The 26,426-nt window shown below is 59.6% G+C and carries 21 protein-coding genes; 3 read left to right on the top strand and 18 right to left on the bottom strand.

The features are described from left to right. Window positions 1–20 precede the first annotated feature (20 nt). The 18 genes from ACEN93_RS00630 to ACEN93_RS00545 all read right to left on the bottom strand — a co-directional run bounded on the left by ACEN93_RS00630 (window position 21) and on the right by ACEN93_RS00545 (window position 22,176). Window positions 21–1,073, bottom strand: a complete 1,053-nt coding sequence (locus ACEN93_RS00630; protein ID WP_103386234.1) for an isopenicillin N synthase family dioxygenase — start codon at window positions 1,071–1,073, stop codon at window positions 21–23. A gap of 183 nt (window positions 1,074–1,256) precedes the next feature. Continuing rightward, window positions 1,257–1,520, bottom strand: a complete 264-nt coding sequence (locus tag ACEN93_RS00625) for a PAAR domain-containing protein (protein ID WP_039771176.1) — start codon at window positions 1,518–1,520, stop codon at window positions 1,257–1,259. A gap of 86 nt (window positions 1,521–1,606) precedes the next feature. Further along, on the bottom strand, window positions 1,607–2,047 hold the full coding sequence (locus ACEN93_RS00620) for a hypothetical protein (RefSeq protein WP_074690776.1): 441 nt from the start codon (window positions 2,045–2,047) through the stop codon (window positions 1,607–1,609). Window positions 2,048–2,055: 8 nt separating this feature from the next. Further along, window positions 2,056–6,777: an RHS repeat-associated core domain-containing protein gene (locus ACEN93_RS00615; protein WP_495610867.1), complete on the bottom strand. Its 4,722-nt coding sequence runs from the start codon at window positions 6,775–6,777 to the stop codon at window positions 2,056–2,058. Continuing rightward, complete coding sequence (locus ACEN93_RS00610; protein WP_085667207.1) at window positions 6,774–9,680, bottom strand: type VI secretion system Vgr family protein; 2,907 nt, start codon at window positions 9,678–9,680, stop codon at window positions 6,774–6,776. Before ACEN93_RS00610 ends, ACEN93_RS00615 begins: the two co-directional genes overlap by 4 nt. Window positions 9,681–9,807: 127 nt before the next feature. Next, on the bottom strand, window positions 9,808–10,323 hold the full coding sequence (locus ACEN93_RS00605) for an Hcp family type VI secretion system effector (RefSeq protein WP_011333753.1): 516 nt from the start codon (window positions 10,321–10,323) through the stop codon (window positions 9,808–9,810). A gap of 321 nt (window positions 10,324–10,644) precedes the next feature. Beyond that, complete coding sequence (catA, locus tag ACEN93_RS00600; RefSeq protein ID WP_103386238.1) at window positions 10,645–11,559, bottom strand: catechol 1,2-dioxygenase; 915 nt, start codon at window positions 11,557–11,559, stop codon at window positions 10,645–10,647. Window positions 11,560–11,600: 41 nt separating this feature from the next. Further along, on the bottom strand, window positions 11,601–11,891 hold the full coding sequence (gene catC / locus ACEN93_RS00595; protein ID WP_039771165.1) for a muconolactone Delta-isomerase: 291 nt from the start codon (window positions 11,889–11,891) through the stop codon (window positions 11,601–11,603). A gap of 18 nt (window positions 11,892–11,909) precedes the next feature. After that, complete coding sequence (locus tag ACEN93_RS00590; protein ID WP_085667209.1) at window positions 11,910–13,031, bottom strand: muconate cycloisomerase family protein; 1,122 nt, start codon at window positions 13,029–13,031, stop codon at window positions 11,910–11,912. Window positions 13,032–13,053: 22 nt separating this feature from the next. Then, complete coding sequence (locus ACEN93_RS00585; protein ID WP_495610866.1) at window positions 13,054–13,815, bottom strand: 1,6-dihydroxycyclohexa-2,4-diene-1-carboxylate dehydrogenase; 762 nt, start codon at window positions 13,813–13,815, stop codon at window positions 13,054–13,056. A gap of 27 nt (window positions 13,816–13,842) precedes the next feature. Next, window positions 13,843–14,850, bottom strand: coding sequence for a benzoate 1,2-dioxygenase electron transfer component BenC (gene benC / locus ACEN93_RS00580; protein WP_064381965.1), 1,008 nt, complete (start codon window positions 14,848–14,850; stop codon window positions 13,843–13,845). A 46-nt stretch (window positions 14,851–14,896) separates the two neighbouring features. Next, window positions 14,897–15,385: a benzoate 1,2-dioxygenase small subunit gene (gene benB / locus ACEN93_RS00575; RefSeq protein WP_210710502.1), complete on the bottom strand. Its 489-nt coding sequence runs from the start codon at window positions 15,383–15,385 to the stop codon at window positions 14,897–14,899. Continuing rightward, window positions 15,385–16,740: a benzoate 1,2-dioxygenase large subunit gene (gene benA / locus ACEN93_RS00570; RefSeq protein ID WP_495610865.1), complete on the bottom strand. Its 1,356-nt coding sequence runs from the start codon at window positions 16,738–16,740 to the stop codon at window positions 15,385–15,387. The genes benB and benA overlap by 1 nt, the downstream gene beginning before the upstream one ends. A 141-nt stretch (window positions 16,741–16,881) precedes the next feature. After that, window positions 16,882–17,838 (bottom strand): AraC family transcriptional regulator, encoded by a 957-nt coding sequence (locus ACEN93_RS00565; RefSeq protein WP_210710501.1) that lies wholly within the window; start codon window positions 17,836–17,838, stop codon window positions 16,882–16,884. Window positions 17,839–18,044: 206 nt separating this feature from the next. Continuing rightward, window positions 18,045–18,416 (bottom strand): fe2+ zn2+ uptake regulation protein, encoded by a 372-nt coding sequence (locus tag ACEN93_RS00560; protein WP_074690768.1) that lies wholly within the window; start codon window positions 18,414–18,416, stop codon window positions 18,045–18,047. Between the two features lie 90 nt (window positions 18,417–18,506). Continuing rightward, window positions 18,507–20,711: a TonB-dependent receptor gene (locus ACEN93_RS00555; protein ID WP_163974880.1), complete on the bottom strand. Its 2,205-nt coding sequence runs from the start codon at window positions 20,709–20,711 to the stop codon at window positions 18,507–18,509. A 160-nt stretch (window positions 20,712–20,871) separates the two neighbouring features. After that, entirely contained in the window at window positions 20,872–21,273 is a 402-nt protein-coding gene (locus ACEN93_RS00550; RefSeq protein WP_039771147.1) for a ParB N-terminal domain-containing protein, read from the bottom strand. 15 nt (window positions 21,274–21,288) lie between these two features. Next, window positions 21,289–22,176: an HpcH/HpaI aldolase/citrate lyase family protein gene (locus ACEN93_RS00545; RefSeq protein ID WP_495610864.1), complete on the bottom strand. Its 888-nt coding sequence runs from the start codon at window positions 22,174–22,176 to the stop codon at window positions 21,289–21,291. 588 nt (window positions 22,177–22,764) lie between these two features. On the opposite strand from ACEN93_RS00545, the gene ACEN93_RS00540 reads away from it, so the two are divergent. The 3 genes from ACEN93_RS00540 to ACEN93_RS00530 are packed head-to-tail and all read left to right on the top strand — an operon-like array spanning window position 22,765 to window position 26,394. Further along, entirely contained in the window at window positions 22,765–24,159 is a 1,395-nt protein-coding gene (locus ACEN93_RS00540) for a Y4yA family PLP-dependent enzyme (RefSeq protein WP_495610863.1), read from the top strand. 14 nt (window positions 24,160–24,173) lie between these two features. Further along, window positions 24,174–25,217: a PLP-dependent cysteine synthase family protein gene (locus ACEN93_RS00535; protein ID WP_039771145.1), complete on the top strand. Its 1,044-nt coding sequence runs from the start codon at window positions 24,174–24,176 to the stop codon at window positions 25,215–25,217. A gap of 28 nt (window positions 25,218–25,245) precedes the next feature. Continuing rightward, window positions 25,246–26,394, top strand: a complete 1,149-nt coding sequence (locus ACEN93_RS00530; protein ID WP_074690764.1) for an NAD/NADP-dependent octopine/nopaline dehydrogenase family protein — start codon at window positions 25,246–25,248, stop codon at window positions 26,392–26,394. The last annotated feature ends 32 nt before the right edge of the window (window positions 26,395–26,426 follow it).

Here is a 26,426-nt window from a genome sequence, read left to right as displayed (position 1 = left end):
GTCCTTCTGCGAATGATGGATCAGGCGTTGGCGGTCTTGCGAAGCGGTGTCTGGGTATTCGACGCATCGGCGTAGAAGCGCTGCGCGACATCGGGATGGGAGCGCAGTCGGCCCTTCAGGTAATTCCAGCCGACATCGCGAAACAACGGATTGAGCGGATCGCTGGCCGGGCCGCGCGCCTCACGCAACAGCGCCGTCGGCAACGGATACAGCGGCACCACCGCATCCAGTTGCGCACCGAGGAAAAACGCGATGGACAATCGCTCGCTGCCCACCGGTGGCGACACCACCCGATGCACCGTGGCGCGCAGGTAACCGTTGGTGGCCAGCTCCAGCAACTCGCCGATGTTCACCACCAAGGTGTTGTCCCGAGGCAGCGCATCAATCCAGCGCCCCTCTTCGATTTCCACTTGCAGGCCGGCCTGCCGGTCTTGCAGCAGGAAGCTGAGAAAACCCGAATCCTTGTGCGCGCCGACGCCCTGATTGCTCGCGGTCGAGGCTTGCCCCGGATAGCGCATCAGCTTGATGTGTTCGTTGGGTTTGTCGCCGTACAACCGGTCGAAAGCGTCTTCCGGCAAGGACAGCGCCTGAGCGAATGCGCGCAGCAGGCGCAGCGACATTTGGGTCATCGCCTGCTGCCAGTCGAGCAACAGCGGCTTGAGTTGCGGCAACGCCTCGGGCCATTGATTCGGCCCTTGCAGCCGCGCCCACAACGGACTGTCGGCGTTCAACGGCAAGACCTCACGCTCGGCGCCCAGATCGAATTGCTCACGCTGATCAGGCTGGCCACGGGTGATCTCGGAAGCGGCGCGGTTGTAGCCGCGAAAGTGCGGCGAATTGATCATGCCAACGGCGGTTTTCTCGCTGTCGGGCAAGGCGAAGAACTGGCGTGCGTGATCCTGCACTTGCTCGAGCAGGCCGGCGTCGATGCCATGGCCGGTCAGGTAGAAAAAACCCACATCGCGGGCGGCATGACGCAGGTCATCAAGAAAGGCCTGGCGTTGCGACGGCGTACCGTCGAGCTGGGACAGGTCGAGGATGGGTAATGCGGTGATGTCTGAGGTGTGCGGCATGATTCACTCCCGTGTGAATCAAACCTGAAGAGTCCGTGATCGATTCAGCGCGTGCCGTCATGGCAATCGGGAGGTCTATCGGTTTGATGCATTTGATTCGTCTATGAAACAAAACTAAACGATATTAAAAACACCGAACAAATACCTTTTTTGCATTAGCTTAGGTCTGTCTTACTACAGGGCTCAGCTGACCACCGCGCCCTTCGGGCCGCTGGCAATAAGCGCCGCGCCACACGCAGTTTTCATGCCGTCGAGCGCGATGGGCACCCCATCGACGGTGTAGGTGCTGCTGCCCTCGGCAATCGGGAAAATCCCTTTGCACAACGGGCAACTGACCTTGTGACCGAGCCCGGCAATCGGCTTGCCGTTAAGGTCGGTCCGGGAGAAGGCTTCGAGGACCTTGCCACCGTGGGTGGTGGAGTCGCCGAGGCGGATTGCGTCTTTCATGTTGTCACTCCTTTGACCTGACTTCTGGCATGCCAAATGGGGCCGAGGAATCCATCAAACGTGAAAACGGCGGGCCTTGAGTCGTATCAGGGGAAGTAGCTTTCGATCTCGGGATACTCATCCAGGAACTCATCACTTCGAATAAAGGCGTCAAGATCCGGGGACTTCTTCGCAGCCGCGACAATCGCCTTGATCTTCTCTGCGTTGTCCGAGTTCACGACACGACCGATCAGAATAAGAGGCCATTCCTTGCCACTTGCCTGTCTTTGCAACGTTGAGAAGTTCACCGCAAGCCTTTCAGCAAAAACGCCCGCTTCAGCATGATCAAGAACACCCACCACGCGCTCTTGCACACCGTAGTCGTCTTCATCGCAAAAGGTCGACAGTAGTACATCAATGGTTTTTGCATCGAGTTCGTCGCGGACACTGCTCACGAGCGCCGAGAACTCACGAGCATCTTCCGGGTTCTCGTAGCGATCCAATGAAACCAGTTTATCTCGCCACACTTTGAACGCTTGATCATTCATGGTTTCTCTCACTTATCCAGAAATTTACGGCACTTGGCATACGCCAGCATTTCTTGCATTGCTTCATTGTACTTTCTGGGTTGTCCGACCTGAGTGGCTACACGGCGCACATCTCTGATCTCCATCGCCATTGCACCTCTCATGTCTCCCACTTCGATTTTTGACTGAACCTGAGCTCGATAGGCTTTTCCGGGATTACCCTGGTGGCCGTGACTCATTGTTTGGCTATGGTCATAGGGCTCCATTTGTATTGCTGGCCCCTGGCTTCTCTTAATCGGACTGGTGCTGTCTGCCGGCATGTGATGCGACTCGATCCCCGAGGCCGTGGTGCCTCCGTAAGATCCACCTCTGAATGGCCCGGTTCCTTCAGGGTTGCCTTTCTTCAGATCGGCACACGGACATCTTGCCAAGCCTAGCGGGTCAATCCAGCCCAGTGGACTCGGCGCATATACAAAGAGGTTCAACCCACCGTCATAACCGATGGGATCTTTGCTGATGAAGCGTCCAATCAACGGATCGTAATAACGATAACGATTGTAATGCAGCCCCGTTTCATGATCGTGATATTGCCCCTGGAAGCGAATCGGGTTGCCAATACCCTGTTGCTGCGCCAATGGCGAACGCTGCTCAGACACGCTCCCCCATGCCTTGTACTGAGCGCTCCAGGCTATTTCGCCATTCTGGTCGGTCAACTCCAGAGGCGTCCCCATTCGGTCGCATTGATACCAACTCAACACGTCGATTGGCAGTGCCACAGGTACGTGATTCCACAGCGGGTCGTCCTCCAATTGATACTCGCCGCTGAAGTCAGGCTGCCCCATCAGAATGATTGGCTGGTGTCGCAAAGCTTGCGCAACCGGAATGTAAGTACCCGGCTCATAGATGTAATGCACCGTGCGTCCGGGATCACCATCCAGCAGAGCCGGACTGCTCTCCCAGGCCAGCGTATCGCCGTCCCAGCCATACAATGTGAAACCACAACCCGACTCTCGCTGCTTGCGGACAAACTCATTGTCGTTCCACTGTGATCCGGCTTCAGGCCGCCGCTTGAAATGCGCAGTCGAGTTCTTGTAAAGGCGGCGTCCCAATACATCGTAGGCATACTCGACTTCCAGTCGGGCATCATCAAAGTGAACCAAACGGTCGAACAAATCCCAGCGCATTCTGCCGATACTGCCGTTGTGCCAGCGCTGTATCAGATTGCCTCGATCATCGTATTCATAGTGGGTACCCGAGTACTCGCGCAGCAGGTTGTCCACCCGCTTGCTACGCATCGGGTCCTGATCCAGAGGTCGGCGCATCTGTTCAACCGGCTCATCAAGCAAGTTACCGGCAGGATCAAAGGCGAAAGTTTCCACACCCTGTCGACTCGCCGCCTTGATCAGGCGCCCCACCGGATCGTACTGATACGTCAGCGGCCCGCGTCGCGTGTCGTTGAGAAGGATCAGTTGGCCCGCAGGATCATATTGATATTCACGCTTGAGCAACGTGCGCTTGTCATCGCTGCGACCCAACAATTGCTCCTGCAACTGCCCAGCCGGGTCCCACTTCTGCGTCTGCAATAAATGGTTGCCCTGATGACGGGCGATTTCGCGATGCAGATCATCACGCTCCCAGGCCAGCAACTCGTGGTCATCCACTTTCAATCCCAGCAAGTGCCCGCTGCCGTAGGTCATCCAACTGACTCTTTGGCCATCCGGACGCACAGTCGCTACTCGCTGATTCAGGGCATCGTATTCATGTTGCCAGACTGCGATCCGAGGCTGCTCCAGACTCAGATAATGCTGATGTTCACGCAGCAGGTTGCCCGCCGGATCGTGGAACCACTGCAAGCGACTGTGATCATTTTCAGCCAGTGTCATATTGCCGTTGCCATCGTAGGCAAATGTTTCACTTTGTACCTGTTCGCCCAGACTCGCACGGCGCTCTATCAGACGGCCCATCAGGTCGAATTGGAAAGCCACTCGCCGCTCGCCATCAAGCTTGCTGCTCAAACGACCTGATTCAGTGTCGTACTGGTAGCGCGTAATATGGCCGTCGAAACCTGTTTCCTCCAATAACCGCCCCATCGGATCGTAGTGAAAATGGGCGCTACGCTCATTTTCGTTCTCCAAAGCGGTCAAACGACCGAGACGGTCCCAGCGATAGCGCAACGTTTGCTCAGCCGCATCCACTCGCTCGGCGATAAGGCCGGCGGCGCTGTAGTTCCAGGTGGTGCAGCGGTTCAGGCCGTCGACATGGGCCAACAGTCGCCCTTCGGCATCGCGACTGAAACGCTCCTCAGACTTGTCCGGATGCCTGATCAACACCAGTTGACCTGCCACATACTCATACTCGGTGCTTTGCCCTGCCGCATCGGTAAAGCAAATCAACTGACCCAGGCCGTTGTACTCCCAGGTACTGGTTTTGCCGGAACAATCGGTGTACCCGGTCAACTGACCGGCATCGTTGTATTCGAATTTCTTCTCTGCTCCGTTAGCATCCTTGACGGTCTCCGGATAGCCGGCAGATGTGTAGGTGTACTCCGTCTTGTTACCCAGAGGATCGACAGCTTCCACAAGATTGCCGCTGTCGTCATAAGCTCTGGTCCACTGTCCGCCCTCTGCATCACTAACCTTGATCAGTTGGTCCAGATCATCGTATGCGTAATGCACTACGGTGTTATCGGCACGGATGTGTTCGAGAAGATTGCCACGCTCGTCGTAGCTGAACCGATCAACGCTTCCATCGGTGTGGACATGTCGCACGACATTTTTGGCCTCATCGCGGAACAACCATTCCGAACGCTCATCCGGATGACGGATACGGTACGTGTAGCCAAGAATGTCGTAGTAGTGCCAGGTCTCATTGCCGTGAGCGTCAGTGACGTAGGTCAGACGAATGTTTTCGTCCCACTCAAGTCGAGTATCGAAGCTTCCATCATCCGCCCATTCACGAATCGCTTTGGCATCGGAGCCGTCCCCCTGCCATTGCAAATTCATGCCCCGCCCGGTCCGGTCGGTGTATCGCGTGATCAGATGGCTGCGGAATTCATAATTCCAGGCATAACCGTTTTCATCCCGTGCCTGAACCAGATCGCCCAACGCATCATAGTGATAGGCACACAGTTGGCGCTGAGGAATGCCATCGGCGATCTCCCACAAACCTGTCAGACGTCCGTGGTCATCGATCAGTGTTCCGAGTTGTAGATGAACCTTTGTAACGTCCCCCTGATAGGTGAGCAGGTCAGAGAGCACCGGCTCATCACCATGCATGTGCTCATAGTGCAGCATGATTCCGGCACCGCTGCGCAGCTCGATGCCGGCGAGCAGAAAGCGTGCCCCACGACGCACGTAGGTCTCCTTTCGCTCGACGCCGCGGCACAGCAGCAATTGATTTTCACCTGAGCGAATCAGAGTCAGGTTTTCAATCGGGTCATGATGGGCTTCGCCGACTTTGGGCAACGCAAACTCATGACTTCGGCCATCGGCCGCATGAAAGACCAACCCGTCATCCACATAATCGAAACGAGTGGTGAACTCGTTGATCCAGCGAGCACCCAGGCTGCCTTTGTCGTAGGCCTCCAGATTCGAGTAATAAGTACGGTTCCAGACGACGGGAAACGGGCCCGGCAAACGGAAATCCGTGTGGGTGATGGTTTCCGTGCCGCGTGCAAAGCTGATGTTTCTTTTCGTGCCTGTCGGGACGCGATTCTTGCAATCACTGGCATCAGAACGGGCTCGAGCCTGGCTTTGCTGCAACTCCAGTTGGCCTTTGCCGGCGCGTTGTTCTGCCTTGCTCGTGGCCCCCGGTTTGACACTGGCGGCCTGACCATGAGAGCGACGTTTGCGCCAAGTTACTACAGAGCCCGCCAACATCTGCAACAGCCAGCCGATGGAATGCTGAACGCCTGGGTCACCAAGCTTTTTCATCTGGGATTGCAGCTCCACCCCCAGCGTGCGAAGCATCGATGTGTTGCTCAGTACCAGAGCCTTGGCTTTCTCCGGCAGCAAGTTCTTGGCGGCACTGTTGGCAACGCCTTTGCCTGCAGCTTTGTAGGCACTGAAAGCGGCACCGAAAATGTTGCTGATAGCCGCCTTGGGGTCATGCAACAACTGACCGCGCGCCGCCGTGATTTTCGAACCGGCCGCATTGAGGTCTCCCTTCGCATCGAGCTTGCCGTTGACCACCTTTTCCAGGCCCTTGGCGATCTCGTTCACCAGGCTTTGACCCAGTTTTCCAGCGTCGTCGAGAATGCCCGCCAGTTTGGGTTGTGCCTGTTTGACGAAGTCATCGATGGTGCCGACGATGGTCGCGTTCAGATGCCCGATCAACACTTCAATCAGAGAGTCCCCCAGCAGCATCTTGGCGCTGTTACGCAGCTCCTGACGCACCAACCCCAGGGTCGGGCGTAGTGTCATGCGCGCAGAAGCCATGGTCGGTGGCGCAGGCAATACACCAATCAGGTTGATACCCAGGCTGACCCAATCCAGCACCTGACGCTGTTTGCTTTTGGCCAGGGTGACGATGTCTCCAAGGGCATCAACCAACGCCATGATGTTGCCCACGACAGGAAGAGCACCCGCGACGTTCTTGACCCGATCGAGTGTGACGACACCGCCGCTGATAGACTGCAACCAGGCATCGAATTTGGCAGCGCCGCGTCCAACATCCTGAATATCGATCGTGTTGAGTGGCACCACCGCGACTTGCGGCTCACGCTGTTTCGCACCACCGCCCCCAGTTGTCATGACAGCACCTCACCCGCCAGCAATTCCGGAGTTTTCAAAGAAGGTTTTGGAAGTGTCGGCGTTGGCAGACTCGGCAACTTGCCCGCCTTGCTCGCCGCCCCGAGAATCCCCGACGCACTCGGCATTGCCGCACTCGCCAGTTTCGGCAGCCCGGCCCCTCCGCCCTGCATCACGCCTTTCACCTGCTGCGCCGTTTGCATCGCACCTTGCGCGGTCTGCACGGCGCCCATCCCTGTTTTCGCCATGTCCTTGCCCTTCTCCAACATGTCCCAGTTCTTGCTTGGCAGCACCTGCGCCACCATGGCCTGCACCTGGCTCGGAATGTCTTCGGCCCCCGGCGGATTCAACGGCCATTCCGGTTTGCCGATGTAACTGCCTTCGCTCCAGGTGTCCGCCGGATCCTGGCCGAACAGCACCCGCGCCGGGCCTGGTGCGGCGCCGGCAACGCTGGCGAACCCCTTCGCGTCGAGCTTGCCCTTGATGCTTTTGCCCAGCGCATCGATGACTTCGTAGTCGCCGTCCTTGATGCCCTGACGCCCGGCGTACTGGTTGAACAGCTCCAGATTGCCCTTGCCCGGTTTCGGTGGTTCCGGGAACACACCGGCCAGGGATTTCGCCCCGGTGTAGGCGAAGTTCGCCGCGTGGGCGGTGTACGGGCCGCTGGTGGCGTGGGTGATGCCGCCGGCGTTGTAGGTCGTGGCGCTGCCGCCACCCTGGATCACCAGTTCGGTCTTGGCGGTGATGGTGATGCGGTCGGCGTTGGCGGTGATGTTGAGTTTGGCCAGCAGGTTGATGCTGTCCTTCAGCGCCTTGACGTCGATGTCGCCGGACGCTGCGACCAGACGCCAACCCATGCTTTGCACGAACAGACGCATGCCACGGCTGGCGCTGGCCAGCAGGCGTTTGCCGATGGAAAAACTGGTGTGCCCGGTACTGCTCAGCGCCAGGTGTTCGCCGGTGGCTATGTGGCTGGAGCGCGGGGTGGTCAGGGCGATGCCGGCGGGACTGGCGAGTACCAGATGCGGCTCGGTGAACTCGGGAAATTCGTTGGCGGTGAGGTTCGCCGGGCCACTGCCGAGTACGCCTTGATGCTGCGCGTGCAAGGCCTTGGCCACGTCGTCCTGATCGCCCGCTTCCTGGGCCTGAAGCTCTTTGGCTTGTGTGGCGAAACCGTCCTGTTGGTCGCTGGCGGTGGCCAGGCGCTCGGCGGTTTCCGGCAGGTCCTTGTGGTGTTTCGATTCGTTCGGACGCGGTTCGGTGGTGATCAGCAGACCGGCTCCGGCACGCACGGCGCCGTGGCGGTCGGTTCTTAACTCAAAACCTTCACCCCGAGGCTGACCGCCGCTTGGGCGCGGGTGGGTCAGGTAACCAAGGTTGATCGCGCTCGCGCCGTGATCGCTGCGCAGCGCGATGCTGATCTCGCTGGTGGTGTCGTCGATGCGCAGTTCGTTGGCGCGGCTGCCCTTGTATTCCTTGCTCTTGACCGTGGCCAGGGTCTTGAAGTCCGGCAGCTTGTACGGCGGCAGATTGGCGCCGTGGTACAGGCAACCGGTGATCAGCGGCTGATCGGGATCGCCTTCGAGGAAGGTGATCAGCACTTCCATGCCGACCCGCGGAATGTTGATCGAGCCAAAGGTTTCCGCCGCCCAACTGGAGGCCACGCGCATCCAGCAGGTGGTCTTGTCGTCGTGCTGGCCTTCGCGGTCCCAGAAGAACTGCACCTTCACCCGGCCGTACTGGTCGCAGAAAATTTCTTCGCCTTCGGGACCGGTGACCACGGCGCTTTGCGAACCGAGGACTTTGGGTTTCGGGTGGTCCAGCGGCGGACGGTACGGCACGTCCCACGGGATCGCGTTGAAGCGGTTGCGATAACCCTGATGGAAATCGTCTTTGTTGTCCGTGGTGTCGCTGGTCACCGACTCTTCCAGCACTTGCGGCTGCTTGCCTTCGTGGAAGATTTCGGTGAGCAGCCACAGGTCGTTCCACGTCGGATTGGCGTGGTCGGTCAGGGCCAGAAAATGCCCGGTGACCAGAATCGGCTGATCACTGTTGCCCTCGGCCAGGCGATAGTCGCTGCGGTGGCGTTCGAGGTTGCGGTTGGCCAGGTGCTTGCCACGCTCGCGATCCACGAAACGGCCTGGGTAATCGTAGTCTTCCAGGTCCGGCTGGGCGCTGCTCTTGGCGTCGCTTTCCAGCTCGATCTTCGGTTTGACGAAGTCGTAATCGCGGCGCGTGGTACGGCTGGTGCGGGTGGCCAGGCGCAGGCCGAAACGCTTGACCACCGGTTGGTCCGCCACCAGCCCGGAGTCCTGCTGATACGCCACCGGCGCCAGTTTCGGGAACACCGTCTGGTCATCGCCGAAGGTCAGTTTGTGGCCGCTGGACGTGTGCTGGAAGTGGTAGTGAATGCCTTCTTCTTCGCACAGGCGCTGGACGAAATGCAGGTCCGATTCGTCGTACTGCGTGCAGTAGATCCGCTCGGGATACACCGCACTCAACTGGAAGTGGTAATCGCTGGCCAGAATGCCGTGCTCTTCCAGCACCTGACTGATGATCTGCTGCACCGTCATCTGCTGGAAGATGCGCTGGTTGAAGCGGTGCGCCAGGTACGAAAGCTGCGGTCGCAACGAGATTTTGTAGCGGGTCAGGCGCTTGCCCGCCTCGCCCTGGGCGATGCTGTAGATCAGCCCGTGGATCCCGGTGCCGCTCGGCGACAGTTGAAGAAACGCCAGTTTGTGCAGCAGGCTTTCGAGGTTGATCGAGGCCTTTTCGCTGACCAGTTCCAGCTCGAATTCGAAGGGAGTGTTGAGGGCTTCCCGACCGGTAAACGACAGGACCTGGAAATCGCTGTCCGCGCCATCGATGGTCAGATTGAAGTGAGGCTGGTTGGCCGGTGAGAACATTCCCTTGTCCCTCGTGCTGTGCTGCAACCCACGCCAGATGGATAAGCATCTGGCGGCAGTAATCCTTTAAGAACTCAGAGGTTCCGGCCAGTAACGCTGGCCGGAACGGTACAACCATCAGCCGCGTTTAAACGACCGGAGCACGCCAGTCATCGGAGCCCGAAGTACCGGAGACTTCGTGGGTCCAGGTGATCTTGCGGTAGGTGAAATGCACCTCTTCCAGATGAGTGAAGTGGGCGTTTGCCGGGTCCTGGCAGTTGTGCATCTTGTTGTTGATGGCGACGATGATCGCGTCTTCCAGTTTGGTGGTGTAGTAGTGCTCTTGGGTGCCTTGCGCCGAAGTACGGTACCACTGGATAACGATTTCGCTCATGCGCTCGCCGGAAGTCAGAGCCGCTTGCAGCAGAGGCGAAGCCTTGTCGTAGACCTTGGTGATCACGACTGGCTTGTGCACGCGCTGACCGGTTGGCTGACCGGACTGCGGATCACGTGGGATGATCACGTCGTGGGTGAACGCCTGAACCATGACCTGGTCTTCGTGGCCTTCCTGGTAGGTGTTGCCAACGGAGTCGGCGGTGAAGGCGCCGGCAGTGATCAGGCCTTGTTTTTCGCCGGTAACCGACATGTACGCTGGTGTTGCCATGGGGTGTGCTCCTTGCTCAAAAGACAGGACCGGACGGCGTGATTGCCTGCCCGGGTGGCCAAGGAGTTATCAAAAGTCGTGCCAGCCGTATCAGGGCTGTTACCCATCAAAGACTTACGACGTTTACGTGAGATTCGTTCGATTTTGGCTGTAGGAAACAGGGAAAAAGTGCGCAAGAAGTTGCGCAGTGCTGTGCAACTTCTTGCGCACTTGGCTGGAGGCCTTGATCTGCGAGGCCTCCAGCTATTTTTACCGTGATTTTATTACGGATTACTGCGCAACTTTTTGCGCAGTTCCGCCAATGCGAACAGAACTGCGGAATCAGTACTCCTGCAACGCCCGTGGTCGTTGACTGCGCTGCTGCGCCGCCGCATCCGGCGCCTGCTGCAACTGAAAGTCGAACTTCAATTCGGCTCGACGTCCCGCTGCATCCTCCAGAAATTCGACCTCCCCGACCAACCCTTCACGGGTCGCATACGCAAAGTCATCCCAAAGGTATTTGTCACCCGACAGATTGATCTGCGTCGTCAGGTGCCGGTGCCCCGGTGCGGAAATGAAGAAGTGAATATGAGCCGGGCGCTGGCCGTGGCGGCCGAGCAGGTCGAGGCATTCCTGGGTCGGGCCTTTCGGGTCGCAGCCATAACCGGAGGGCACGATGCTGCGGGCGCGGTAGCGGCCTTCGGCGTCGGTGATGATCCGGCGGCGCAGGTTGTATTCGGATTGGCTCTGATCGAAGAACGAGTAAGTGCCTTTGGTGTTAGCGTGCCACAGGTCGACCGTGGCGCCGGCCAGCGGCTGGCCCTGCGGGTCGAACACCTGGCCTTCGAGCAACATCAGCGTGGCGACGCCCTCCTCGCTGCCGTCGTCCATGCGGCATTCACCTTCGTACAGCGGCGCGCCGGCCACGTACAACGGGCCTTCGATGGTGCGCGGCGTGCCGCCGGTCAAGCCGATCTGCGCATCCTTGGCGTCCTGCAGCAGGTCGAGGAAATGTTCGAGGCCGAGACCGGCCACCAGCAGCCCGGCTTCCGAGCGGCCGCCCAGGCGGTTGAGGTAATCGACGGCTTTCCAGAATTCGTCTTCGCTGATGTCCAGGTCTTCGATGATCCGGGCGGTGTCCTGCAACACCCGCAGGACGATGGTTTTCAGACGCGAGCTGCCGCCGTCGTTGGCGAAACCGGCGGCTTGTTCGAAGAACGCTTGCAGCTCGGCAGTGTGGGCAATCTTCACGGTCATGGTGTTCACCTCATCTTGTTGTTGTGGGGTCGGGTCCGGGCTCAGCGGTCGTCGGTGTGGATCGATGAGGGATGGCGGCAGAGGCCGTCGATCTCGATGTCCATGTAGGGAAACAGCGGCAACAGCATCAGGGTGTCGTGCAGCGCTTCGACGCTGGGCACGTCGAACACGCTGTAATTGGCGTAGTGCCCGGCGATGCGCCAGAGATGGCGCCACTGGCCTTCGCGTTGCAGGCGCTGGGCGAGTTCCTTTTCGTCGGCCTTGAGCTTTGTGGCAACGGCCGGGTCCATGTCGGCGGGCAATTTCACGGTCATTTTTACGTGGAACAGCATGGCGTTCTCCTTAGGGAATCAGTGCCGGCGAAAACGCGCCAGACGCTCTTCATCCAGCGTCAGGCCCAGGCCCGGGGTGCGTGGAATGTGCAGGTGAAAGTCGCGGTACTGCAGGCGCTCGGTGACGATGTCTTCGGTCAGCAACAGCGGGCCGAACAGCTCGGTGTCCCAGGTCAACTGCCTGAGCGTGAGGAACGCATGGGCCGAGGCCAGCGTGCCGACGGAGCCTTCGAGCATGGTGCCGCCGTACAAAGCGATGCCGGCGGCTTCGGCGATTTGCGCGGTGCGCAACACGGCGCGCGGGCCGCCGTTCTTGGCGATCTTCAGGGCGAAGACGCTGGCGGCGCCGTCGGCGGCGAGGCTGAACGCATCCTCGACGCTTTCAATGGATTCGTCGGCCATGATCGGCGCCGGGCTGCGCTGGTTCAGGCGAATCTGCCCGGAACGATTGACCCGCGAGATCGGCTGCTCGATCAGGTCGATGCCGTTGTCGCCGAGCACCTGACAGCCACGAATCGCCTGGGATTCGTCCCAGTACTGGTTGACGTCGACCCGCACACTGGCGCGCTCACCCAGGGCTTTTTTGATCGCCACCACGTGCTTCAGATCCTGCTCCAGCGGGTTGGCGCCGATTTTCAGTTTGAAGATCCGGTGTCGCCGCGCTTCCAGCATTTGTTCGGCTTCGGCGATGTCGCGGGCGGTGTCGCCGCTGGCCAGAGTCCAGGCGACTTCGAGGCTGTCGCGGACCCGGCCACCGAGCAGTTCGCTCACGGGCAGACCGAGACGTTTGCCTTGGGCATCGAGCAAGGCGCTCTCGATGCCGGACTTGGCGAAGGTGTTGCCCTTGGCGATCTTGTCGAGTTTCTGCATCGCGGCGTTGATGTTGTCCGCGTCCATGCCGATCAGCGCCGGCGCCAGGTGCGCGTCGAGGTTGGCCTTGATGCTTTCCGGGCTTTCGTAGCCGTAGGCCAGACCGCCAATGGTGGTGGCTTCGCCGATGCCTTCGATACCGTCACTGCAACGCAGGCGCAGGATCACCAGCGTCTGGTTCTGCATCGTGTGCATCGCCAGTTTGTGCGGGCGGATGGTCGGCAGGTCGACGATGACCGCCGACAGGTTTTCAATCAGGATCCGGTTCATGTCAGTGTCCATTCAAGCGTGATCAACCGAGGTCACCGCCACCGACCGGCAGGGTTACCCCGGTGATGTAGGAGGCGTCGTCCGAGGCGAGAAACAGGATCGCGCCGACCTGTTCGTCAATGGTTCCGTAGCGTTTCATCAGGCTGCTATCAAGGGTTTGCGCGACGATTTCCTGATACCAGGCCTGCTCCTGCTCAGATTGTTCGGCGGCGTTACGCGGGATGCGCCGGGGCGGCGCTTCGGTGCCGCCGGGCGCGGTGGCGTTGACCCGAATCCCGCGCTCGGCGTTTTCGAATGCCAGGCAGGCAGTCAGCGCATTGATCCCGCCCTTGGCTGCGCCGTAAGGGACGCGGTTCAGGCTGCGGGTCGCAATCGACGACACATTGACGATCGCGCCGCGCCCCTGCTTGAGCATGTACGGCAATGCGGCGTGGCAGCACCACAGCGTCGGGAACAGCGAGCGGCGCACTTCGGCCTCGATCTGCTCGACTTCGTAGCGTTCGAACGGCTTGGCCCAAATGGTGCCGCCGACATTGTTGACCAGCACATCCAGGCGCCCGAATGCATCGACGGCGGCGCTCATCACCCGCGCACAATCGGCGTATTGCTCAAGATCGGCGATCAGCGACAGCACGCTCTCGCCTTGCAGTTCGTGAACCAGCTCGGAGCGGTCGACGGCGATCACCTGCGCGCCCTCCTCCAGCAAACGCTCGCACACCCGGCGACCGATGCCCTGCGCCGCGCCAGTGACCAGCGCGACCTTGTTGGCGAATCTGTTGTTCATGACAACCTCGCAATTCAGAAAGAAGACTCAGGCCGCCGCGAATTTCTCGTAGTAGAAGTTCGCCGGCGTGATGCCCTGCTCGCGGATGTACTGGCTGACCGCCTCGACCATCGGCGGCGGACCGCACAGGTACACGTCGACATCGCCTTCGTTGAGGTGTCGCGGCTCGATGTGCTGGGTGACATAACCCTTGAGCGGGTGCTGACTCTGCGGATTGGCCACGCAGGCGCCGAAGCTGAAATTCGGGATGCGCGCGGCGAAGGCTTCGAGGCGGTCGAGTTCCACCAGATCGAAATCGTTGGTCACGCCGTAGATCAGGTGAACTGGATGCTCGCTGCCCTGCTCGGCGATCTTCTCCAGCATCGCCGTGAAAGGCGCCAGCCCGGTGCCGCCCGCCAACAGCAACAACGGCCGCTTGATCTCGCGCAGGTAAAAACTGCCCAGCGGCCCGGCCAGATTCAGGCTGTCGCCGGCCTTGGCCAGCCCGGTGAGGAAGCTGCTCATCAGGCCGCCGGGGACATTGCGGATCAGGAAACTGACCTCGCCGTTCTTCTGCAACGAGCTGAAGGAATAGGCGCGGGATTGCTCGCTGCCCGGCACTTGCAGGTTGACGTACTGACCGGGCAGGAACGCCAGTTTGCTCAGGGATTCGCCCTTGAGCGACAGCGCGATGGTGCTTTCGGAAAGCTGCCGGACATCGCTGATCGACGCCTGATAACTCGCCTGCTCGGTCTTGCACACCTGCGAGCCGACCGGCACTCGCACCACGCAATCGCTTTCGGCGCGCATTTGGCAGGTCAGCACATAACCCTGGGCCAGTTCGTCTTCACTCAGGGCGTCTTCGATGAAGTTGTCGCCCATGGCGTAACGCCCGGCTTCGGCGAAACACTTGCAGGTGCCGCAGGCGCCATCGCGGCAGTCCAGCGGGATGTTGATGCCTTGGCGATACGCCGCGTCGGCAACGGTTTCGTGGCCCGAGGCCTCGATGAAACGGGTGACCCCGTCTTCGAAATTCAGTGCGATCTGGAAACTCATGGTGCACCTCGCTCACAGCGTCGAGCCCGGCTCGCCGCCGTCTCGATCAGATGTGATAGATGTCGATGACCTGACGGACGTAATCGTTCTTCAGCACGACTTTCTTGGCCTTGATCAGCGGCTGTTCGCCGCGCAGGTCGAGGGTGTAGAAGCTGGTGCCGAAATAACTGTCGGTGACCTGATAGCGAAAGCTCAGGGTGTACCAGTTGAAGCGCACCTGACATTGCCCTTCGCCCTGCTCGACGATCTCGATGTTGCTGAGGTTGTGCGAGGTGCGAGTGTCGGGGATGGTCGCGCTGGAGCGCTCGGTCTTGATCCGGAACACCCGGTCTTCGAGGCCGCCACGGTTGCCATACCAGATCAACGAGATTTCGCTTTGCGGGTCTTCGGTCAGGGTGTCGTGGTCGTCCCAGGCCGGCATCCAGAAACTGGCGTCGGCGGCGTAGAGTTCCAGCCACTGATCCCATTGGCCGTCGTCCAGATAACGCGCTTCGCGGTAGAGGAAATCGCGCACGGTGTCGTAGAGGTTGCTCATCACCCAGCCTCCACGGGAATCAGAACCTGCTCGGCCGAAACGGCCTTGAGCATGGTTTCCTGCCAGTACTTGTGTTGCAGCACGAACAGGCCTTCGTCTTCGGTGCGCATGCCGGACAGCAAGGGCTTGAGGTCGATTTCCTCCGCCGCCGCGTCCGCGCCTTCGACCCAATGGGTCGCGCCACGGGACATGTCGTTCCAGCCGCGCCCGGCGCCGTAACCGGTCTGGCACGAGCGGAACTCTTCGAGGTCATCCGGGGTGGCCATGCCGCTGACGTTGAAGAAGTCTTCGTACTGGCGGATACGCTTGGCCCGGGCCTCCGCGCTTTCGCCTTTGGGCGCGATGCAGTAGATGGTGATCTCGGTCTTGTCGACGGAGATCGGCCGGGCGATGCGGATCTGCGAGCTGAACTGATCCATCAGATAGACGTTGGGGTACAGGCACAGGTTGCGCGAGTTCTCGATCATCCAGTCGGCGCGGGCCTGGCCGAAGTCCCGGGCCAGTTCATCACGACGCTCGTAGGCCGGACGATCCTCGGGGTTGGCCCAGCGGGTCCAGAGCAGCAGATGGCCGTGGTCGAACGAGTAGAAACCGCCGCCCTTCTTCGCCCAACTGCCGGCGCTCATGGTCTTGATTTCTTCACCGGCGTCACGCTGCTGACGCTGGTTCTGGGTAGCGGCGTAGTTCCAGTGCACGGAGCTGACGTGATAGCCGTCGGCACCATTTTCGGCGGTGAGTTTCCAGTTGCCTTCATAGATGTAGGAGCTGGAACCGCGCAGCACTTCCAGACCTTCAGGGGACTGATCGACGATCATGTCGATGATCTTGGCCGACTCGCCCAGATGCTCGACGAGGGTTTTCACATCGGCATTCAGGCTGCCGAACAGAAAGCCGCGATAGGACTCGAAACGCGCGACTTTGGTGAGGTCGTGGGAGCCTTCGCAGTTGAAGCCTTCGGGATAGCCGGCTTCGCCCGGGTCCTTGACCTTGAGCAGTTTGCCGCTGTTGTTGAACGTCCAGCCGTGGAACGGGCAGGTATAGCTGGAACGGTTGCCGGACTTGTGCCGGCAAAGCATCGCGCCGCGATGGCTGCACGCATTGAGAAAGGCATTGAGTTCACCGGCCTTGTTGCGGGCGATGAACACGGGCTGGCGACCCATGGTGGTAGTCAGAAAATCGTTGGCGTTGGGGATCTGGCTTTCGTGGGCGAGGTAGATCCAGTTGCCTTCGAAGATGTGCGCCATCTCCAGTTCGAACAGCCGCGGATCGGTGAACATCTCCCGCTTGCAGCGGTAGGCCCCCTTTTCGGGGTCCTCTTCAAGCATGGCATTGAGGTAGTCGATTCCCAGGGACATGGCCGGGGCCTCCATTGTTATTGTTCAGGCCAGGTCAGATTAGGGAGGCAACGCGGGCGGCAATATCCGAATCCTGCAGAGCGCTATCCGTTTTGTGCAGGACGGCGCAGCAGGTGCTTCAGATTGTTTCGAGGCGGGACTTCAGTGGCGGCGCTTGAAGGTCACGGACGGCAATTCGCCGAACTGCTGGCGGTAGCTTTCGGAGAAACGCCCGAGGTGCAGGAAGCCGTAGTCGAGCGCCAGTTCGGTGAGGTTGCGCACCGGGCAGCTCGGATCATTGAGGCAGGCATGAATGCGTTCCAGCTTGCGCTGGCGGATGTACTGCATCGGGGTCACGCCGAGCTGGCGTTCGAACAGCGCGTACAGTGAGCGCGAGCTCATGTTTGCCTGGGCCGCCAGGTGTTCGGCGGGCAGATCCAGCTTCAGGTTGCGCTCTATATAGTCGAGGATCCGCTCGAAACTGACGCTCGGCGAACTCAGGCATTCACGGCTGACGTTGGTGTTCATCAGCGAGATCAGTTTGCTGCCGACGATCTGCGCGTAATGTTCCTGCACCCGCAGCAACGGGTCGCTGGCTTCAGCTTCCTGGCAGATCATGCCCAGCAGATTGGTAAAGCCTTCCAGTTCGTCGAGCCGGTAATGATTGCGCAGAAACCGGATGCCGCCGGCAGGATGCAGCCAGCGCTGCTCGTCGCACACTGACTCCAGCACGCTGACCGGCACCTTGAGGATGAATTTCTCGCAATCGTCGGAATAGGTCAGATCGACCGGATCGTCCGGGTTGATCAACAGCAATTCGCCCGGCACCAGGTGATGCTCGCGCTTGTGCCCGCGCCACAGGCAGTTGCCTTGCAGCAGGACTTGCAGGTGATAGACCGTTTCCAGTGCAAGTGAAGTGACGCGAACGCTGCCGCCATAGCTGATGCGGCACAGATCGAGGTCGGCGAGTTTGCGGTGGTTGAGGCTGGCTTGCGGATGGGTGGTTTTGGACAGGCCGATGAAATGCTGGCCGACGTGCTGGTTCACATAGTCGGAGACGGCATACGGGTCAGCGTGGCGAAACACGCTGCTGCGGTCGCTCAGCAGGCGGCTGTCCATGGGCAAGGTACTCGATCTTGTCGTTATGGTGATGGTCACGGTTTACGCCATCACCGGTCACAGTACGCCGGCGTGCCGGATCGGGCAATTGGACGAAGGTTTGGCTGTCCGCTGATCGAACGCTTTCAGCGAATCAGAATTGACGGCCCCCAACGAAAAAACCACCTGCGAACAGGTGGTTTGATCTGGCCGGCACACCCGATCACTCAGCGATCGGCATGCTGCTCCAGCATCGCATAGGCCTCGCCGGTGAAACGGTAGCTTTTGTCGGGCTGAAACACGATGACGCCCTCCTCGCACAAACGCTTGAGCACTTCCCTGACGCTGATGAACTGAATGCCGCTGACAAATGCCTGCAGATACCCATGCACCCCGCGCCCGCCAACGGCGCGTCCTTCCCGTGTGGCAACCAGCAAGGCATCGATCACCTTGATCCGGATCAGGCTGGTGCGCAGCCCGTAATAATGCAGCAGCTCACGGATATGCTCGTTGGTGCTGCGCTCGAAATCGAAGGCTCGCTGGACTTTCGGGATCGGCAATGGCGTACCAGAGGAAGTCGATGCCGGGCTGGTTAACATTCGAATACTCCTTTTCCTTGAAGGCTCTGTGATCAACCGCTGTGCGTAGCTCTATATATAAGAAGGCGCACCCAACAGTGCGCCCCCGGATCAGAAGTCGACGGTCGCCGACAACTGCAACGTGCGTGGATAGCCCGGGGAGAAAGCGCCATAGGACGCCACACCCGACCAGTACTCGCGATCAAACACGTTCTGCACCGTGGCGCGGAATGTCGTTGGCCGACCTTCGATCTTGGTGGCGTAGCGAGCGCCGGCGTCGATGCGGGTCCAGGAAGGCAGTTCCTGGGTGTTGGCCTGATTGACGTATTGGCTGTCGGTGTAGATCGCGCCGCCGGTCAGAGTGAAACCTTCGACCCACGGTGTGTCCCACTCGGCCCAGAGGTTGGCCTGGACATCCGGCACGCCCACCGGTTTGTTGCCACGGTTGGCGGCGGTGGCCGAATCCGTCAGTTCGCCATCGAGCAAGGTCACGCCGCCCATCAGGCGGGTGCCCGGCGCCACTTCACCGAACATGCTCAGCTCGACACCACGGTTGCGTTGTTCGGCCTGCACCGAGAACACGTTGCCGGCGCCGATTTCGCCGCTCGGCTTCTCGATCTGGAACAGCGCCAGAGTGGTCATGAACGTGCCGTGTTCGTACTTGACGCCGATTTCGTGCTGCCTGGATTTGTAGGGTGCGAAGGTTTCACCGGAGTTCGCCGCCGTGCCCGGAGCGATATCACCTTTGCTCAGGCCTTCGACGTAGTTGTAGTACAGCGAAACGTCTTCCCACGGTTTGACCACCACGCCCGCCAGCGGCGTCGTCGCGTTGTCGTCGTAACGGGAGCTGACCGCACCCGAAGCGTTGTAGTTACGCGATTCGATGTCCTGACGGCGCACGCCGAGGGTCAACTGGATCCGGTCATCGAGAAAGCCCAGGGTGTCGGTCAACGCGATGCCGGACAGTTCCGATTCGGAAATGCGCAGCACTTTCGGCGAGTTGATGTACTGCTTGGGCACGTCCACCGGGTGGTAGATGTTCGAGCGGATTTCCGTGCCGTTGTTGATGCCCCGGGACAACTCATCCTGATAACGGGTCGCCATGACCGTGGTCGTGTGGGTGACCGGGCCGGTGGCGAACAGCGCACGCATGCCCACGTCGGCCGTCGAACGGTCGACGTTGAATTTGTAATAGCCGGGGATGTTGCTGGTGTCGCCGGCGTCGTTGAGGATTCGCGGCACCTGGTCGGACATGCGCTTGACGTCGGAGCGGCCACCGCCGGCGTGGGCGAATACCGTCAGATTATCGTTGAGGTCGTACTCGCCGCCGAGCAAGGCCGACTGCTCCCTGGTGTCCGACCAGCCCCAGTCCTGCGGCAGGTTGGTGCGGCCGTTCGGCGCCGATGGAATCTCGACGCCCGGTGCGATGGTGAACGGGCGCGACGCCGCCTCGAAGCTCTCTTTCTGGCTGATGAAATCCAGGTTCAGACGCAAGCGCTCGCCCTGGTAGTCGAGGGCGATTGCACCGATGTTGAGGTCCCTCTCCTGATCATCCACCGCAGTGTCGCCGCCCTGGAGGCTGCCATTGAAACGTACGCCGAACTGGTTTTCGTCACCGAAACGCCGACTGATGTCCAGGTGCCCGCCCACTTGCGAGTCCGACGCGTAACTGCCGGTAAAGCGGGTCAGGTCTTCGGCCAGCGGTCGTTTGGGTACGATGTTGATCACGCCGCCAACACCACTGTTGGGCGAAATCCCGTACATCAGCGCGCCCGGCCCCTTGAGCACTTCGACGCGCTCGGCGTATTCGGTGAACACGCGATAGTTGGGCGCAACGCCGTACACACCGTCATAGGCCAGCTCGCCGAGGTTGCCCTCGCCTATCGCAAATCCCCGGATGAAAAACGAATCGACGATCCCGCCGGTCTGCCCGGTCGAGCGCACCGATGGGTCGCGTTCCAGTGCATCAGCCACGGTGACCGTTTGCAGATCCGCGAGGGTTTTGGCGGTGTAGCTGGTCACGCTGAACGGTGTGTCCATCACGTCTTTGTTGCCCATCATCCCCAGCCTTGCGCCTCGGGCGACCTGCCCTCCGGCGAGAACTTCCGGCAATGCGGTTGCGCCGTTGTAACGGGCGTTGACGTTGGTGGTGTCCAGCGTCAGCCCTTCGGTGGCGGCGGCGTCCTGTTGCTCGGGTTGCTTGGGGTCTGCTGCCCAGGCAGTGGCGCTTCCTGCGGCCAGGATAGAACTCAGCATCGCGGTGCGAATGGCCAGTGTGAGGGCGCGTTCACTGCAGGGTCGGCGTGCAACAGACATGACGATTGGGTCCTTCTCGAATGGCTGAAAATGGTAATGACTCCTATTTGCCAGTCGACAATCGAAAAAGTATCAGCGTGGCCGAATATTTTTTTGCGCGGATCGCCCGCAGGGGAAAACGCCGGAGGATGGGGCAGTGAAACCCACCCTCCGACGCCGGTCAGTCATACAGGCAGTGCAGCGGGATGGAGACCACCGGCAGTGCGGGGTCGAACGCGTGGCGGGTGGTCTTGTACGGGAACAATTCGCCACGCTCGATGGTGGTGAAAATCTGCGCCACTTCGAACGCTTGTCCGGTTTGCCAGTGGCGCACACAAACCCGTGGGTCGGCGTAGTCGAGCTGGATGCACGGCACGCGTTTCAACCCCAGTGCCCGCGCTGCGTTGAACCGGTGGTTGCCGTCCATCACGATGCCCCGGGAACGCTCGACGATGATCGGTTCCAGCCAATGCCCGGCCTGGATGATCGCCTCGCGCAGACGTTGCACGTTGAGCGGATCGACCTGCTCGGATTGCCGCACGTCGCACAGCGCACGCAAGGCAATCTGGTAACCATGTCCCATGCTTCACCCCCGGTTTCAGCAGGCATCCGCGTTGGCGACCAGCGCGTACTGGCTGGCCATGTCCCGCAGGCGCTGGGCCTGTTCGATGAGCGGCAGATCGACCATTTCGCCGTCGACCTGCACCGCGTGACTGCCCCCGGCCACCGCGCTCAGGACCCGATCCGCCCACGCCAGTTGGCGGGCGTTGGGCAGGAAGGCTTTCTGCACCGTAGTGATTTGCGAAGGATGGATACACAGCTTGGCGCCGAACCCCAGTGACCGGGCGTAACGCGAGTCGCGCTCGACCACCGGCATGTCGCTGATGGCCGGGGTCACGCCATCGATCGGCGCCGGTAACCCGGCCACCCGCGAAGCCAGCACGATGCGATTGCGGGCGAACAGAAACGCTTCGGGAATCTGGCTGCAATCGATGTCCAGGGAAAAATCCAGCGAACCGAATGCCAGCCGCGCCAACCCGGGAATCGCCGCAATCGCCTCGACCTGATGCAAGCCCTTGGCGGTCTCGATGATGGCGACGATCTGCAGCTCGGGGTTCCATTCCAGCAGTCGCCCGACGACATGGGACAGGCTCTCCGGGCATTCGGCCTTGGGCAGGAAAATCCCCGCGCAGCGCTCGGGGTAGCGCATATCACCCAGCCACGTCATGTCCTGGCGAAACAGCGAACTGCCGACGCTGTTCAGCCGGATGTAACGCCGGCAGGCGGTTTCAGGCGTGCTCTGTTGCCAGGCCCAGATCGACGCCCGGGCCACGGCTTTGCTGTTCGGATGAACGGCATCTTCGAGGTCGAGAATGATCGCGTCCGGCCCGGCGTCGACCGCTTTGGAAAAACGCTCCGGGCGGTTGCCGGGAACGAACAGGTAGCTGATGGGAAGCGTAGCGTTGGTGCTGTGACGAACAGTCATCGGGACTCTCCTGAGCGTGCTTCAGTCGTGGGTTTTCAAAAAAAATTCGAACACCTGTTACAGGGGAAAAACCGGGTTGATTTCAGGCGCATTGAATCAATCGTCAACACCTTGAATAACAAGGCGTTAAAAGAATTTTTAATCAATACGCGAGCGCTTACTTGAGCAGGCGAACAAACGGCTTCGCACTCCCCTGTTGTGTGTGTTCATTCAAAAATATTTGAAAACCTTACTTGATAATCGTTCCCGTTCGCAATATTGTTCGAGCCGCTGACAGGGTCGAGACTCAAATCAAGACCTGCAATTTTGTTCACGGAAAGTTCGGCGCAATGATGTCATTTACATGTCAGGCAATGGCACTTCAAAAGCGAAAAGGCCATATTTTATTGGCCTTCTCCTTGCCTGCCTGAGCATTAAGGAGTGGGGTTCTCATGAAACAGATTTGTGAAAATTTTATGAAAGAACATGCCCCTTGTTTAATTCCAGAGCGGATCTGTCATCCGCCTCCACCTTTTTAAACATTCGTATCTGACGAGCAGCAAGAACACGCAACATACATATGGCGATTATTTACGCCAGAGGTTTCCTATGCCTGAATTAATTGCGCCGCCCGTTAAACACACAACTGAAGCTCATTACACAAAAGTGCTGAAACCGTTACTTGATCCTGTTATCGAAAACTTTCTTCAACATTCACCAGGAAAACTTGTTGAGCTTGTTAAACAACACGGATCGCCGCTGAATCTGGTGTGGCCACATGCCTTTGAGGCCAACGCCCAGGCGCTGCAATCGGTGCTGAAAAAGCATGACGTCGACTACGCGATTTTCTACGGCGCCAAAGCCAACAAGTCCCAGTGCCTGCTGGCTGCGGCTGCGTCTTCGGGTATCGGCACTGACGTATCGAGCCTGTTTGAGTTGCAAGCTGCACTGCGCGCCGGGACCGAAGCGGAAAATTTGTGCGCAACCGGGCCGGCCAAAACCAACGCGTTTCATCAAGCGCTGGTGCAAGGCGGTTCGCTGATTTGTGTGGATTCCCGAGAGGAATTCAGCGAGCTAACAGCGTTGCTCGACACTTCGCCGTCACCGGCCAAAGCCCGAGTCCTGCTGCGTTACAGGCCAACAAATTGCTCGTCGAGCCGCTTCGGAATGGGCGCCGATGACGTGTTTCAGTGCTTGCAATGGCTGACGGAACATCGGGAGTCGTTGCACTTCGAAGGTTTCCATTTCCACCTCGGCGGATACGGCTACGAAACCCGAGTACAGGCCTTCCGTGAAGTGACCGGGTTCTTCGATGCCGCCAGGGAAATGGGCCTCGACCCGGTCATGATTGACATCGGTGGTGGCCTGCCGATGCGCTATGTCGACCCACGGCAGTACGACAGTTTTTTGCAGAACGACAACAACCCTGGTCATTATCAGAACCGTCGAGTACCCCACTCTTATTACCCTTATGGCAGCGGTCTGACGGCTTGCCAGTGGTTGGACTTATTCCTGACGTCGGAGCATTCCCCGGAAAAAACCATTGCCAGTTACTTGAAGAGTCAGAATATAAAACTGGCACTTGAGCCCGGCCGAAGTCTGGTGGATCAAGCGGCGATCACCGTCTTTCGCGTAACGCGCACCAAACAATTGGCCGACAACAAAGTTGTGATATTCGCCGAAGGCAGCAGTTTCAGCGCGTGCGAAACCTGGTTTTCATCTGAATACCTTGTCGATCCAATCCTGATCACTTCGAAAGAATCGAGACAAGTTCCGATGCAAGCCTACATCGCCGGACATAGTTGCCTGGATGATGACGTGATTACTCATCGATTGATCAACTTCGAAACAACACCGCAAACCGGCGATTTATTGATCTACGCCAATACCGCCGGTTATCAGATGGACTTGCTGGAAAACGAATTTCATCGCCACCCGTTGCCACGGCGACTGACGGCGACTTGTTGTACGGAAGGTAACTACGCATTCACACCTGACTATTAAGGGAAGACGTCCAGATGATACTGAATAAAGTTTCGGATCTTATTGGCAATACACCAATGTTGGGCATTGATGTTCCGGATACCAACGCTCGACTTTTGCTCAAGATAGAGAAGAACAACCCCGGCGGCAGCATTAAAGACCGTATGGCGCGCAACATGGTCTTGGCGGCGCTCAAGTCCGGAAAGTTGAAACCCGGTGGCGTGGTCGTGGAATCGTCCTCCGGCAATACCGGCATCGGCCTGGCAATGGCAGCCGTGGAGTTCGACCTGCATTTCATTGCGGTGGTCGATCACCATGCGGCGCAGGACAAGATCGCGGTGATGAAGGCACTGGGCGCCGAGATCCGCTTCGTCGCCGGCACGTACCGGGAAGACGAAGTGGCCGTGGTCGAGCGTCAACGGTTGGCCGCCGAACTCGCCTCGCAGATCCCCGGCGCGGTGTTCATGAACCAGTCCGACAACGCGGCCAATGCCGGCGGCTACAGCGACTTCGTCCGTGAAACCATCGCCCAGGCCGGTGGCCACATCGGCGCGTACGTTGGCTGCGTCGGCACTGGCGGTTCGATGACCGGCATCGCCCGCGGCCTGAAACTGCACAACCCGGACATCGTTACCGTCGCCGTCGAACCGGCCGGTTCCATCGTCTTCGGCCATCCCGGCTATCCGTACTACCAGTCGGGGACCGGCACCCCGGCCGGCGACACCGTTGGCCTGGTGCTCGACTACAGCTGCATCGACCTGGGCTTGCAGGTGACCGATTCTCAGGCCTTCGAAACCGCCCGCTACATCGCACGCAATCTGGCCCTGCTGGTCGGCGGTTCGACCGGCGGAGCGATCTTCAAGGCGCTGGAGCTGATTCACAAAGGCACGCTGACCGGCAACGTTGTGGTGCCGATTGCCGACGGTGGCGAGAAGTACCTGCACACCGTATTCGACGACAAATGGCTGGAAGAACGCGACCTGCTGGACCCGGACGTCGCCCCGCAACTGGACCGCTGGCTGGGCAAGACCCGCTGGCTGGAATCCGACGCCACTCCCCTGCAATTGAGCGTCGCCTGACGCGTCTCCCACACAGGAAAGTCTCTGTATGAAACCGCTGAAAGTCGCCATCTGCGGCGCAGGCCGGACCGGGCATCTGAATGCCATCCTGTTTAAACAGTTGCCCAATGTTCAGGTTTCGATACTCACCAATAATCAAGAGGTGGTCGACCGGCACCTCGCCAACCAGCCGATGCAGGCGCTGATGCCGGACGGCTCGACGCTGAGCGCGCGACCGGACCGGGTCAGCACCGACGCCGGCGTCGTGGTTGCCGACGCCGACATCGTGATCATCACGGTGCCGGCTCACGCACGGCCGCAAGCCTTGCAAGCCATCGCGCCGCATTTGAGTTCGAGCAAACCGGTTTATGTCGGCGCGATCCCGGGTTTCTGCGGTTTTGACTGGCTGGCGGAAGCTTCGCTGGGCGAACGCTCCAATGTGGTGATCTGGGGAATGAAGGATGTGCCGCACACCGCGTTCGATCTGAAGCCTGGGGTGTCGGTCAAGATGGGCGGCGGCAAGAGCCAGTTGTATGTCGCGCTGCACGACCGCGAATCAGCGCAATCACGGCAGCACCTGGAAAAAATCCTCACCACGCTTTATGGCCCCTGCGTGACGATGCTCGACCACTACCTGGAAATCACCCTGACACCAGGCAACCCGATCATGCACAGCTCGGTGATCTACGGTTTGATCGGTCCTTACGGCCAATGGCATCGCAAGATCTTCCCGCAACGAATGTGCTGGTGGACCGAATGCCCCGAGTTGGGCGCCTATTTCCTCGAGCGAATGGATCAGGAAAGTCAGGAACTGTGCACGGTGATCAGCCAACGCATGGGCATCGACCTGTCGTCGGTCAAATCCCTCAAGCAGGAAATCATCGAGGCCTATGGCGAGCAGATCCGCGATCAGAGCAGCATGCTGTCGATCCTGCGCACCAACCAGGCCTACAACGACATCCTCGCGCCAATGATTCCGGCCGACGACAACCGCGCCGGCTACGTGATCGAGCGCGAAAGCCGCGCCTTCAACGAAGACGTTGCCTACGGCCTCGTGCTGCTGGTGGAAATGGCCCGGCGCTTCGAACTGAAAGTCCCCTACATCGAAGAAGTCCTGCAATGGAGCGTTTCCTACATGCAGGGCCTGCGCGACTCGGCGCTCGACTACTTCCCCAGCCAATGGCCGCGCACCGCGTGAGCGGGTTCAACTTTTCATTAACTTCTCGACGA

The organism is Pseudomonas sp. Pseusp21, from assembly GCF_059492145.1.
The sequence above is the reverse complement of the archived record's forward strand: the minus strand, read 5'-3'. Positions and strand labels throughout refer to the sequence as shown.